Origin of the sequence: Bradyrhizobium algeriense (assembly GCF_003062295.1) — a bacterium.
Taxonomy (GTDB): Bacteria; Pseudomonadota; Alphaproteobacteria; order Rhizobiales; family Xanthobacteraceae; genus Bradyrhizobium; species Bradyrhizobium algeriense.
The window spans coordinates 41,540-53,123 of sequence record NZ_PYCN01000029.1 but is presented as its reverse complement, the minus strand read 5'-3'; the positions used below and the strand labels follow the sequence as shown (position 1 = coordinate 53,123).

Below are 11,584 nucleotides of genomic sequence, written 5' to 3'. Positions count from 1 at the left end.
CGAGATCAGCCAAGCGGCTTGCCCTGCAGCCACGCCGCACCGCGCACGTACAAGGCCTCGACTTCGGGCCCCTTCAGGCCCGGCATGTCGGGCTTCACCGTGTAACCGATGCGGGTCTGCAGATAAGCGAGATGCCGGTAGCCCGGCGGAAACCGTTCGAGCAGCGCCTTGTCGAGGACGGGCGCTGTGCCCGGCGTGACGGGGTCCATGCGGTCCTTTTCATAGATCGGCTGGCGCAGCACGATGCCCCAGCGTCCCTCCCGCTTTTCGAGAAAGTCGTAGAACCGGCCGGTGCAAAGCACGTCGCACAGTACGCCCTCGACCTCGGCGCGCTGCGAGATCGTCATCTTGGTCTGCGAGATGGCGCGTTGTCCTGCAAGGTCGACCGAGATACCGCCGAGGAAATGCAGGATGCTGACGCCCTTGGCCCAGGCCTGCTTGCTGATTTCGATGAACTCGTCGCCGGTGCCCTGCGTCCAGGTCGCCATCATGCGGCCGTCCGGATGCCAGACGGTGCGGAAACGCTCCCAGTCGCCGGCATCGCGCCAGATCGCCCAGTTCTGCAACAATTCACGGATCAGGCGGTCATCTTCAATCTCGGCGTGACTTCCGGGCATGCGGACGTTTCCCTTCGGACGTATATCTCAGGTGTCTATGAGACATAGAAGCGGCGGGCGTCCGCTGACAAGTCGAGTAGCCCCTGGGAGTTGGCTGAACGCACCCAGCACCTTCACAACAGCTTGGCCCGGACGAACAACGCGCGCAACGCGTTGGTCGCTTGTACAGTCAGCATCGCGTTGCCGGCGGCGCCCTGCAGCGCGTGCACGGCATCGGCATGCAGCGCGCGGAATTCGATCCACTCGATCGAGCTGAGATTGCTGATGAAGCGATAGGCCTGGCCGACCGTTCCGATCGACAGCGTCTGGCCGTTCAGGTTGATCTTGAAAACCGCACGCAGCGGCGTGTCGGAATCGGCGGCATCGCCTGCGACTGCGTTCATGACGGGGACGGTGAACGCCGCGACGCGGTGAGGCCTTCCTTGAGGCTCGGCACGACGATGAGGCGCTTGACCTCGCCATTGCGGTACGCCGTCAGGAAGCGGTCATACTCCTTGATCGAGACGCAGCCGTTGGAATCGCCGTTTGGGCCCAGCAGGTAGCTGTGCACGAGCAGGCCCGTTCGCCCGTGCATTTCGTTTTCGCCCACGGGCGTCATGCGCAGCGCCGCGACGCCATGAAACAGCTTTTCACGCGGCTTGAGATCGTAGACGTTCGGCGGGGTCGCGCCGACCATCCGCTGGTCGACATGGGCCGGATTGTCCATCAGGCCGCCCAGCCCCGAATGTGCCTCGAGCTTGGCGCCGTTCGGCAAGTAAACGGCGCGGGCCGAAATGTCGTAGACCGCCGTCTGACTGTCGTAGCCGAGCGCCGTCAGATCCTTGCGCTCGCCGAGCAGCCCATCCCCCGGGGTCAGCGACGCCAGCGAGAAGCGCATCGGCACCAGATCGGCGAGTTTCTCGAACATGGTGCGGTTGTCAGACGAAGCCGGCGCCGGGTCGCTCCCCGTTGACTGAAGATTGGCCAGGACCGGCCGGGCTCGTGGCAGCGGGATTGCCGCCTCGACCGTCGGGGCGGACGGTTCGGGCTGAACGTTCTGCTCCTCACGCGATCGTCCGCCCAACTGGCTTTCGATGTGCCCGAACTCTGCATCGAAATTCGAACGGGCCGCGGGACGCCAGGGGTAATTAAAGGCCAGCGAACGGCGCACCGAGCCCGGGCCGAAGCGCTCGTCGAACGAGGAAGTGCTGCCGACATTCGCGGATGCGGGATTGATCCAGGCGGCCGGGTCGAAATCGATCACCCAGCCGGCCAGCCCCAACGCCATGGCCAGCGCCGCCGCGCCGAAGGCCGCCTCACGGCACAATCGGGTACGGCGGCTCGAAGCAAGCCCGGCTGCGCTGGTCGTCTTTCTATCCATCCGTCCCCGGCTCGGCGCTTCGGAATCACGTCTGATTCCTAATGGATTCACCGAATAAGTCCCAACATAATGCAAACCAAAGTAAGGCATAATCGAGACAAGCGCTCGACGTCATCATGACCGGCCGAATCCACGGATTCAAGCATCTAATGGTAAGCTGGGCCGGGATTCTCCGGCGAGGCTGCGCTCAGGGCCGCAGAACCGGATTGGTATTCGGCGCGGGCGCCTCTTCCATCTCGGCGTGCTCCGGCAGCTTGTCGGCATGCACAGCGAGCGCTGGCCCGATCCAGATCGGATCGGCCTCATGATCCCGGCGCGGATTGGTCGTATTCGGATGGACCAGAACGCTCAATTTGCCATGATTGAGCATCAGCCACGGGACCAGCTCGGGGAATACCTCCCGGGCAAAGGCCACCTGGTACATGGCCTGATCATGCGGGCCGACCTTGACGTCGTGCCAGCGTCCGAGCGTGACCGAGAAACGCTCGCCAATCCAGGCCCGCAACTGCTCGGCCTCGGCCCGCGACGTCGTCGGATCGTAATAGATATGGGCGTGGTAACTCGCGATCTCGCCCAATGGTCGCGGACCGCCCGCCCCCGGCTCACCCGTCATTGCCTGCGCTCCACGCTATCGTTGCTTTGGACCGGTCGATGATCGCTGCAACTGGCCGTGGGGTCAATGTGGCGCGGGCAATGTGTAGGCGTCAGCCCGACCGCTTCTTGCTGCTCTCGAAGACGGTCATGCCGGCGGCCGGGTCGAGATCGACATCGGTTGCCTCCGTCAGGCGCGCCATCGTCATGTAGAAGCCGATCGCGAGGATCGATTCGACGATCTCCTGTTCGCTGAAATTCGTGCGCATGGCAGCGAAGACCGGCTCGGCGACACGGACGTTCTCGATGACTTCCCGTCCGAACGCCAGCAGCGCCTGTTCGGCGGCATTGAAGGCTGCGTCCTCGTATTTGCCTTGTTCGATGCAGTCGATCTGCTTTTGCGTGACGCCGACACCGAGCGCGATCGGAACGTGCTGACGCCACTCATAGACGCCATGCTGCAGCTGCGCGACCTGGAGGATCAGCAATTCGCGGTTGACGTGGCTGAGTTTCTGGCGGTGCAGGATCGAATTGGCGAACCGCATCGCCGGAATGAAATTGGCCTCGGCATGCGCCATCATCCGGAAGATGTTCAATACGACCGGCATCCTGTCAAAGGAGGTGCGCACGTCGCCGCTGGTTGCCGCCGGGTCGATCAGGGGAAGTCTTGCCATCCTCTCGTTTCCTCATGTTTTGCCGTTTGCTTTTACCGCTAAAGACCTGCCGCTGTCGCTCGAGCTTACCCGCGCACCCCTCAGCGGCCGCCGACTTCGCGGATGGGATCGGCGCCGTCCCAACCGGCGGCGACCTTGCGAATGTGCTCGAAGAAACTCCCCTTGCTGCCGCTGATGTCTGAAATCTCCACCACGGTGCCGGAATGGGCCTGCGTATCGAAATAGGCGAAGCGGCCCTTTTCGCCGCCGATCTGGCCTTCGTGCCCCACTTTATAGCCAAGCGACAGCGCGCGGTCGTAGAGGGCCTGATAATCACGGGTCCAGTACGACATGTGCTGCAAGCCTTCGCGGCCGGAGTCGAGAAACTCCTTGTACATCGAGGGCGCGTCGTTGCGCTGCTGGATCAGCTCGATCTGGAGATCGCCGGAATTAGCGAGCGCCACGCTCATCTCCATGGCGGAGTCCTGGCCGCGGTGGCGGAAGTAATCGGTCTTGACCTTGTCGATATAGTACCAGGGCCCGACACCCATCACATTGACCCAGTGATCCATGGCGGCACGGATATCCCGCACGACATATCCGTTCTGGCAGACTGCACCAAAGATTCGACTCATGACGACCTCCGTCCGCTTGCCGGCGGGACATCCTTCCCGCCTCTCATTCTTCTTGATCCCTCGCGTTCAGCCGATCGACCTGCCGCCGTCGATCACGAGTTCGGTGCCGGTGACGTAGCGGCTCTCGTCGCTGGCGAGCCACAGGATGCCGTTGGCGATATCCTCAGGCGCGGCCTTGTACCCGAGCGGGACGGCGCGTTCGGTGAACTTGTCCAGCGTCGGCCCGCGCTCCCGTCCGCCATTGGAGCCGTCCTCGACGGTACCGATCAGCGTGTCCCAGATGGCGGTTTCGGTGATGCCGGGATGCAGCGAGTTGACGCGCACGCCATCCTTGGCGGCGGCGCATTCCAGCGCGACCGATTTCGTGAACAGCCGCACGCCGCCCTTGGTCGCGCAATAGCCCGAGACGTTCGGCGATGCCTTGATGCCTGCAATCGAGGAAACGTTGATGATGCTTCCGCCGCCGCCTGCCCGCATCAACGGGAGCGAATGCTTTACGCCGAGGAAGACGCCGTCGAGATTGACGGCCACCTGCCGCTTCCAGTCGGCGAACGCCATGTCGACCACCGGACCCGAGAGGCCAATCCCGGCATTGTTGACGAGAACATCGAGCCTGCCGAACCGCGCCCGGATCTGGGCCACGATCGACTGCCAGTCCTCCTCGCGCGTCACGTCGTGGTGGTAGTACTCGCACTCGCATCCCATGGCGCGCAATTCGCGCAGCAGGCCCTCGCCTTTCTCGTCCTGCAGATCGGTTGCGACGATCTTCGCGCCCTCGCGCGCCAGCAGCAGGGCGGCGCTTCGTCCGATGCCGTTGGCGGCGCCGGTCACCAAAGCGACTTTTCCTTCGACACGCCGCGTCATGCCTCGGTCCCGTTTCCTGCCTGCGGCCATTCGGCCGGTTTGTTGTCGCGGAAAACAACGGCGTGCCCGCCCTGCTCCCCGGCATTTTTTGGAAACGTTTCCATACTTTGTCTCATATGGTTATTCAAGATAGGTTTTTATGGAATTCTATCTTGTATATCGTTTCCAGAATGCACTAGGATTTGGCCTACCTACGCCCGAGCGGCGATGCTCAAGGGAGCCCTGCAATGTCGTTGCGCCAGCCTGCACGCGCCACAATTCGGGACGTCGCAGCCCAGGCCGGCGTATCGGTCAGCAGCGTCAGCCGCGTCATGAACGGCGAGCCGCACATCAGCCCGGAATTGCACGCCCGCATCATGCGGGCGGTGAACCGCCTGCGCTTCGAACCGCATTCAGCGGCGCAAGCCTTGCGTTCGCGTGAGAGCAAGACGATCGGCTGCATGGTCTCCGACCTCTCCAATCCGCTCTACAGCGAGATGATCAACGGCGCGGAGGAGGAATTCCAGCGCGCCGGCTACGTGCTGATGCTTGCGGCTACCCGGCACGAGCAAGACCGCGAAACGGCGTTCATATCGGCGGTGCGAAGGCGGCGCATGGATGGATTGCTGCTGTTTGCGGGTGACAACGCGCATACCGACTTCACCGGCGCGCTCGCAAACCTGGACCTGCCCTGCGTGGCGATCGATCGCGAGGTGCCGGGCGTCCCTTCGGTGCGTGCGGATCATCGCGGCGGCGGCCTCGAAATCACGCGGTATCTCATCGGGCTCGGCCATCGCCGCATCGCGCTTCTCACCGGACGCGCCGCGTTGCTGCCGAGTTCGGAGCGCCTGGCCGGCTATCGGCAGGCCCATACTGAGGCGAAACTTAAGTTCGATCCCGACCTGATCCGGCCGCAGACGCAAGGCTCGAGCATTGCGTTCAGCGACGTCTGCCAATTGCTGCAAGGCCCGGACCGTCCGACCGCGATCATTACGCTGGGCACGCACATGCTGGCCGGCGTGATGGACGCGCTTGCCAGCAACGGCCTGCGCTATCCCGACGACATGTCGCTGGTGTGCATCGGCGACACCGATCTCGCCCGGCATGCAACGCCGGGCATCTCGGCGCTGACCTGGGATCTGGACCAGATGGGCCGGGTCGCCGCCAACATCCTGCTCGATCGGATTCGTGGCGGCGACGAGGCCCGCAAGGTCCGCCCGGTCTACCTGCCGACACGTTTCATCCTTCGGCACTCCGGCGCCAAGCCTCGCGCACCCTGATCGCGCGACGGCGTCACCGATCTTCACGACCGGCGAAGAACGCCGGCGACGAACGACCAAAGCAAAAAAACAAATGGGAAACCCAGGGAGTAGAGTAAATGAAGTTACGCGCGATAATGCTTTCGCTGATTGCGCTCGCGTCGGTGGCGTGTTCAGCCCACGGCGAGGACGCGACCGACTACCCCTCCAGGAAGATCAAGATGCTGCTGCCGTTCGGGGCCGGTGGCGGCGGCGACGTGCTCGGACGGCTGCTCGCCGACCGGATGGGCAATCGCCTTGGGCAGACTATTTACGTCGAAAACCGCACCGGCGCCGCAGGCACCATCGGCGCGCAGCAGGCCGCGACCTCCCCACCCGATGGCTACACCATCACGATCGGCGGCATGACCAGCCATGTACTCGCGCCGGCGGTCTATCCGAACCTGCCCTATGATCCGATCAAGGATTTTACCACCATCGGACGTATCGGAACGTCGTCCATTCTTCTCATCGCGACAAAGGATTTTGTCGCCAACGATCTGCGCGGCCTGACGGAGTTATCGAAGAAGGGCGAGCCGATCCAGTACGGAAGCTGGGGCGTCGGCTCGACCGGACATTTCTGCGGCGAAATCCTCTCGCAGAAGGCGGGCATCCGCCTGCAGCATGTCCCGTTCAGCGGCGCGGCGAAGCTCGCCAACGACCTGATGGGCGGGCACATCTCGGTGGGACTGGTCGACATGGCGACCGGGACGCCGCTGGTGAAGGATGGCAAGCTGAAGGCGCTTGCGGTCTGCGGCGGACGATCTCCGAGCCTGCCTGACGTCGCGAGCTACAAGGAGCAAGGCGTCGATTTCGAGCGGAGCCTGTCCTGGGTGATGTACGCGCCCGCGGGCGTTCCCGCCTCCGTCGCGCAAAAAATCTCCGGCGCGCTGAAGGCGGCGCTGGCCGAGCCCGACATCGTCGAGAAACTGCTGGCACTTGGCATCTCGGCCGATTTCATCGCCGGAGACCAGCAGCGCGACATCAACGCGCGCGACATCGAAGCCTGGAAGAAGGTCGCCAGCGACGCGAAGATCGAGATCAAGTAGCCGCTGAACGCAAAAGGAGGGCCGAGACAATCGGCCCTCCCCGCCTCATTCATGGAACGCTCAGCTCACCTTGCCGAACAGCATGGGCAACTGGCGCGGGCCGCGCACGGTGCCTTCCGACCAGGTGACCTTGCCGGCGGGATCGAGCCTGAAATCCGGGATGCGCTTCAGCCATTCCTCGATCGCAACGGTCATTTCCATGCGCGCGAGGTTGGAGCCGACGCAGCGGTGAATGCCGAGGCCGAACGCGGCGTGGCGGTTTTCCTTGCGGTCGATCACCACCTTGTCGGCGTCGGGGAACATGGCGGGATCGCGGTTGGCGGCCGGGAACGACAGCAGCACCATGTTGCCGGGCTTGACCGGGCAGCCGCTGATGGTCGTCTCCTTCATCACCTCGCGCGCCATCGTCACCGGCGAATAGGCGCGCAGCAGTTCCTCGACCGCCAGCGGCATCAGTTCGGGCTCCGCGACAAGGCGCTCGCGGTCCGCAGGTACCCGCGCCAGATGCCAGAGCGAGGAACCGATCGCGCTCCAGGTGGTGTCGATGCCAGCGATCAGCAATAGCCGCAGCGAACCCAGCACATGCTCATCCGCCAGCGGGTTTCCGTCCTTGTCCCTCGCATTCATCAGCGTCGAGATCAGGTCGTCGGTCGGATTCTGTTTGCGATGTTCGATGTGGCCGGCGAAATAGCCGGTCATCTCCCTCACCGCCTCCATCAGCGCATTGTCATCCTTGATGCCGAGTTCGAGGATGCCGTGAATCCACTTGATGAAGAGATCGCCGTCCTTCTCGGGGATTCCGAGCATGTGCGCAATGGCGCGGACCGGAACATGCTTGGTGTAGCGCGCGGCGGCGTCGCATTTGCCGTCGGCAATGAACTCGTCGATCAGCTCGTTGCAGATGGCGCGCACCCGCGGCTCGAGCTTCTTCATCGCGTCCGGCGTGAACGGCGGCAACAGCAACTGCTTGGCAGGCTTGTGCTCAGGCGGATCGGAGGTGATCGGTGGCGCCCGCGCCGTGATTTCCGGACGAATGTCGCGCACGATGACGCGCCGGGAAGAAAAGTGGTCGGTGTCGTAGGCGATTTCCTTTACCGCCTGATAGGTGGTCGGCATGTAGCAACCGAGGAACCGCTCGGTGTGAACGACGGGCGAAGCCTCGCGTAATTTTTCCCAAATCGGAAACGGGTTTTCGGTCCAGGTCGGATCGGTGTGGTCGAAATCGTTGACCCAGTCGGAGACCGGGGGATGTTCGGGCATGATGCTGGCGGAATCGGACATCGGAGCAAATCCTCTGCTTGGTTCGTTCAGATCTATTTTGGCTAAATCGATCTCCGGACCGGACTATTCCTCGGTCACCTCGATCGCGATCTCGGGGCAGTTGCTCTGGGCGAGCCAAGCCTTGTCTTCCAGGCCCTCAGCCACGGAACCGTCGCCGACTTCGTGCGCGTTGCCGAATTCGTCGAGGTCGAACAGCTCGGGTGCCAGTGATTTGCAGCGCGCGTGGCCCTGACATTTGTCCTGGTCGACGCGGATTTTCAGCTTTCCGGCCATCGCAGCGTTTCCCTTTTTGCGGCGCTTTGCCGCGCGGTATTCTTCTTTAGGCATTCTTCGGCACGGCGGCACAGACCCGCCGGCGCACCGCGAAGTTATATCGTATTACATTCGCGCTGCCGTTGTGCTGTCAAGTCAAAAGTTATAGATCATGACGTTGAAATGCCACCTCGACCCGCACGCAAAGCGCTGAACGCCTATCATCATGGGGATCTCCGCGATGCCCTGGTTCAGGCCGCGTTGCACGAAGTCGAGCTCGGCGGCCCGGAAGCGATCAGCATCAGCGCGCTTGCCAAGAAACTCGGCGTCTCGCAGCCGGCGCCATACAAGCATTTTGCCGACCGCGAGACGTTGCTGACCGCTGTCACGGCCGAAGCGTTCCGCCAATTCAGCGCGATGATGCGCACGGCGATCGAAAAGCCGTCGAAACAGTCGAAGCTGTCGCGCTTCGCGCAGCTCACGCTTGATTTCGGACTGCGCCGCAACGGCATCTATCGCCTGATGTTCGCGTCGCGGACCATGGCATGCGCACCGAAAGGCAGCGAGCTGCAGAGCGCGGCAATGGAAACCTTCGAACTCCTGGTGGAAGCGCTGGAGGCCCCCGCCGTGGGACTGTTGCGCGAGCGGAGCGCCCTGAAAGTCTGGGCCTCGCTGCACGGCGTGGTCATGCTCGCCGAACAGGGACTGCTCACCGGCCAGGTTGCCCATGTCAGCCGGGAAGAACTGGTCGAGGACATCGTGAAGGAAACGAAACTCGCGCTGTCGGTGGCGATCGAGGCGGCCGGCAAAGACGCCCGATGACGGCCAGGATTCCAGCATCCGACGATCTCAACTACACGGGCCTCTATGGCGGCATCGTTCTCGGCCTCGCCGCCATCGCGGCTCTCGTCGTCGCAAACTCGTCGTTCGGGCCGGCCTACGAAGCGCTGTTGCGCACGACCGGCGAAGTCCGAATCGGATCGATCGGACTGAGCAAGACCATCGATCACTGGATCAACGACGGCCTGATGGCGGTGTTCTTCCTGCTGGTCGGGCTCGAGATCAAGCGCGAGGCGATTGAGGGTGCGCTGGCGAGCCCGAAGAAAGCGGCATTGCCCGTGATCGCCGCGTTCGGCGGCTTCATCACGCCGGCCGCGATCTTTGCCGCAGTGAACTGGGGCGACGCCCAGGCGTTGCGCGGCTGGGCCATACCGGCGGCGACCGATATCGCCTTTGCGCTCGGCGTCTGCGCCATGATGGGACGCAAGGTGCCGGCCTCGCTGAAGACCTTTCTCTTGGCGCTCGCGATCATCGACGACCTGATGGCCATCATCGTCATCGCGATCTTCTATACCGCCGACCTTTCAGTTCTGGCGCTGGCGCTCGGCGGGCTTGGCGTCGCGGCGCTCGCGGTCCTCAACCTGCTCGATGTGCGCAGGCCGGCGTTCTATCTCATCGCCGGGCTGTTCACCTGGGTCTGCGTGCTCAAATCCGGCGTGCATGCGACGCTCGCCGGTGTCGCCGTCGGTCTCGCGATGCCGCTGACCAGACGCGACGGGCACAGCCTGCTCGAAGATACCGAACACGCGCTCAGGCCGTGGGTGATTTTCGCCATCGTGCCGATTTTCGCCTTCGCGAATGCCGGCGTACCGCTTCACGGATTGACCTTGTCAAAGCTGGCAGAGCCGATAACGCTGGGCGTTATCGCAGGGCTTTTCGTCGGCAAACAGATCGGGGTCTTCGGCTCATCGCTGCTCGCGATCAGGCTGGGCCTGGCTGCAATGCCGGAAGGGGCAACGACAGGAAAACTCTATGCAATGGCCATCCTGACCGGCATCGGCTTCACCATGAGCCTCTTCATCGGCACGCTGGCCTTCGACGACGAAGCGGTCCTTAAGCAAGTCCGGCTTGGCGTTCTCATGGCCTCGCTGCTGTCTGGCATCGTCGCCGCACTGATGTTCTCGGCGATCGAGCGATCGAGCGGAGCTTCATCTCCCCGATAAGGGGTCAGCCAGCGAAACGACGACGAAGCCGCAGCGGCGCAAACGCGCCACACCCGTCATGAGATCGAAGCCCGCGTGGTCGTGGCTTCTTGTATTCGCCGCAGCCAAATGGTCATCTCGGCCAATCAAAGGCGCCGTCGATTGAGCACGAATCTGACCAGATCCACCGCACCGCGCGGTCTGCTGTTCGCACCGGCGCGATCCGCCCGAGGCGTAGCGCTGGGCGTGCTGCTGTCGTTATGTCTTTCCGGCGCAGCCTTTGGGAAAGACGATGGCGACGAAGACGAGGATGCAGCCAAAGCCAAGTCGGCCCTGCCGAACTTCTACCTCGATATGAGAACCATCTACGCGACGCTGCCCGCCGGCTCGCTCTCGATCGGATTCGGCGCGCCGCCTTTGTTGTCGAGGCTGGAAAACCTTTCCTCGCTCCGAACCCGGACCTCGCCATCCAGCCAAAGCCTCTCGGTCGATCTGCCCTTGACCGTCGATGTCAATGATTGGCTCTCGGTCTATGGCGGCGTCAGCGGAGCCACGTCGCAGGCCGGTACCGATCCCTGGACGGCGTTCACGATCTTCAGCTTTACCGTCGGATTCCAGGCCGACATCTATCAGCAGAACGGCGGAATGTTTCCGACCATCACCGTCCAATCCAACGCGTCGCGTTCGACTTCAGATGCCCCGCTGGCCTCCACTACCTACAACACGATCGTCGAGGCGGACTACGCACTGAATGCGGATGAAACGCGTGGGCTGCTCGCGGGAATGCAGTACGCCAAGGTCCTGGTCGATACCCCGCTCGCTCGCGTCAGCCCCGACGTCATGGGTTATGTCGGCGGCTATTATCAGTGGGACAACAACTGGAAGTTCACCGGCCGTGTCGGCGTGCAACATTTCGGCGGCGCGCAGCTTCTGAACCTGACGCCGTTTCCCGCGTTCACGCAGCCGATCGTGCGCTTCGACCTCGACCGCATGGACGACAACGATAATCGTCTGTTCGGCGTC

The 11,584-nt window shown here is 63.1% G+C and carries 13 protein-coding genes; 4 read left to right on the top strand and 9 right to left on the bottom strand.

Annotated features, from left to right (window positions below; all coding sequences use genetic code 11):
- Positions 1 to 5: 5 nt before the first annotated feature.
- The 7 genes from C7G61_RS34270 to C7G61_RS34240 form a co-directional block, all read right to left on the bottom strand.
- Complete coding sequence (locus C7G61_RS34270; protein ID WP_108522126.1) at positions 6 to 617, bottom strand: nuclear transport factor 2 family protein; 612 nt, start codon at positions 615 to 617, stop codon at positions 6 to 8.
- Positions 618 to 730: 113 nt separating this feature from the next.
- Positions 731 to 1,000, bottom strand: a complete 270-nt coding sequence (locus C7G61_RS34265) for a hypothetical protein (protein ID WP_108522125.1) — start codon at positions 998 to 1,000, stop codon at positions 731 to 733.
- Entirely contained in the window at positions 997 to 1,884 is an 888-nt protein-coding gene (locus C7G61_RS34260) for a DUF2778 domain-containing protein (RefSeq protein WP_244608594.1), read from the bottom strand. Before C7G61_RS34260 ends, C7G61_RS34265 begins: the two co-directional genes overlap by 4 nt.
- Positions 1,885 to 2,164: 280 nt before the next feature.
- Positions 2,165 to 2,590 carry a DOPA 4,5-dioxygenase family protein gene (locus C7G61_RS34255; protein WP_108522123.1) on the bottom strand — a complete coding sequence of 142 codons (426 nt, stop codon included), beginning with the start codon at positions 2,588 to 2,590 and terminating at the stop codon, positions 2,165 to 2,167.
- 91 nt (positions 2,591 to 2,681) lie between these two features.
- Positions 2,682 to 3,242 carry a carboxymuconolactone decarboxylase family protein gene (locus tag C7G61_RS34250; RefSeq protein ID WP_108522122.1) on the bottom strand — a complete coding sequence of 187 codons (561 nt, stop codon included), beginning with the start codon at positions 3,240 to 3,242 and terminating at the stop codon, positions 2,682 to 2,684.
- 80 nt (positions 3,243 to 3,322) lie between these two features.
- The gene (locus tag C7G61_RS34245; RefSeq protein ID WP_108522121.1) at positions 3,323 to 3,856 is read right to left on the bottom strand and encodes a VOC family protein; all 534 of its coding nucleotides are present in this window, start codon (positions 3,854 to 3,856) and stop codon (positions 3,323 to 3,325) included.
- Between the two features lie 66 nt (positions 3,857 to 3,922).
- Positions 3,923 to 4,720, bottom strand: a complete 798-nt coding sequence (locus tag C7G61_RS34240; RefSeq protein ID WP_108522120.1) for an SDR family NAD(P)-dependent oxidoreductase — start codon at positions 4,718 to 4,720, stop codon at positions 3,923 to 3,925.
- Positions 4,721 to 4,947: 227 nt separating this feature from the next.
- On the opposite strand from C7G61_RS34240, the gene C7G61_RS34235 reads away from it, so the two are divergent.
- Together C7G61_RS34235 and C7G61_RS34230 are read left to right on the top strand one after the other, a co-directional pair.
- The gene (locus C7G61_RS34235) at positions 4,948 to 5,979 is read left to right on the top strand and encodes a LacI family DNA-binding transcriptional regulator (protein ID WP_108522119.1); all 1,032 of its coding nucleotides are present in this window, start codon (positions 4,948 to 4,950) and stop codon (positions 5,977 to 5,979) included.
- Positions 5,980 to 6,077: 98 nt separating this feature from the next.
- Positions 6,078 to 7,046 carry a Bug family tripartite tricarboxylate transporter substrate binding protein gene (locus C7G61_RS34230; protein WP_108522118.1) on the top strand — a complete coding sequence of 323 codons (969 nt, stop codon included), beginning with the start codon at positions 6,078 to 6,080 and terminating at the stop codon, positions 7,044 to 7,046.
- Positions 7,047 to 7,106: 60 nt separating this feature from the next.
- Here the strand turns inward: C7G61_RS34230 and C7G61_RS34225 are convergent, their stop codons facing one another.
- Positions 7,107 to 8,327 (bottom strand): cytochrome P450, encoded by a 1,221-nt coding sequence (locus tag C7G61_RS34225; protein ID WP_108522117.1) that lies wholly within the window; start codon positions 8,325 to 8,327, stop codon positions 7,107 to 7,109.
- 63 nt (positions 8,328 to 8,390) lie between these two features.
- Complete coding sequence (locus C7G61_RS34220; protein WP_108522116.1) at positions 8,391 to 8,600, bottom strand: ferredoxin; 210 nt, start codon at positions 8,598 to 8,600, stop codon at positions 8,391 to 8,393.
- Positions 8,601 to 8,762: 162 nt separating this feature from the next.
- Between C7G61_RS34220 and C7G61_RS34215 the strand changes: the two genes are divergently transcribed.
- Both C7G61_RS34215 and nhaA read left to right on the top strand, forming a co-directional pair.
- A complete protein-coding gene (locus C7G61_RS34215) occupies positions 8,763 to 9,401 on the top strand; it encodes a TetR/AcrR family transcriptional regulator (RefSeq protein ID WP_108522115.1) in 639 nt (212 codons plus the stop codon).
- The gene (nhaA, locus tag C7G61_RS34210; RefSeq protein ID WP_108522114.1) at positions 9,398 to 10,582 is read left to right on the top strand and encodes a Na+/H+ antiporter NhaA; all 1,185 of its coding nucleotides are present in this window, start codon (positions 9,398 to 9,400) and stop codon (positions 10,580 to 10,582) included. Before C7G61_RS34215 ends, nhaA begins: the two co-directional genes overlap by 4 nt.
- The last annotated feature ends 1,002 nt before the right edge of the window (positions 10,583 to 11,584 follow it).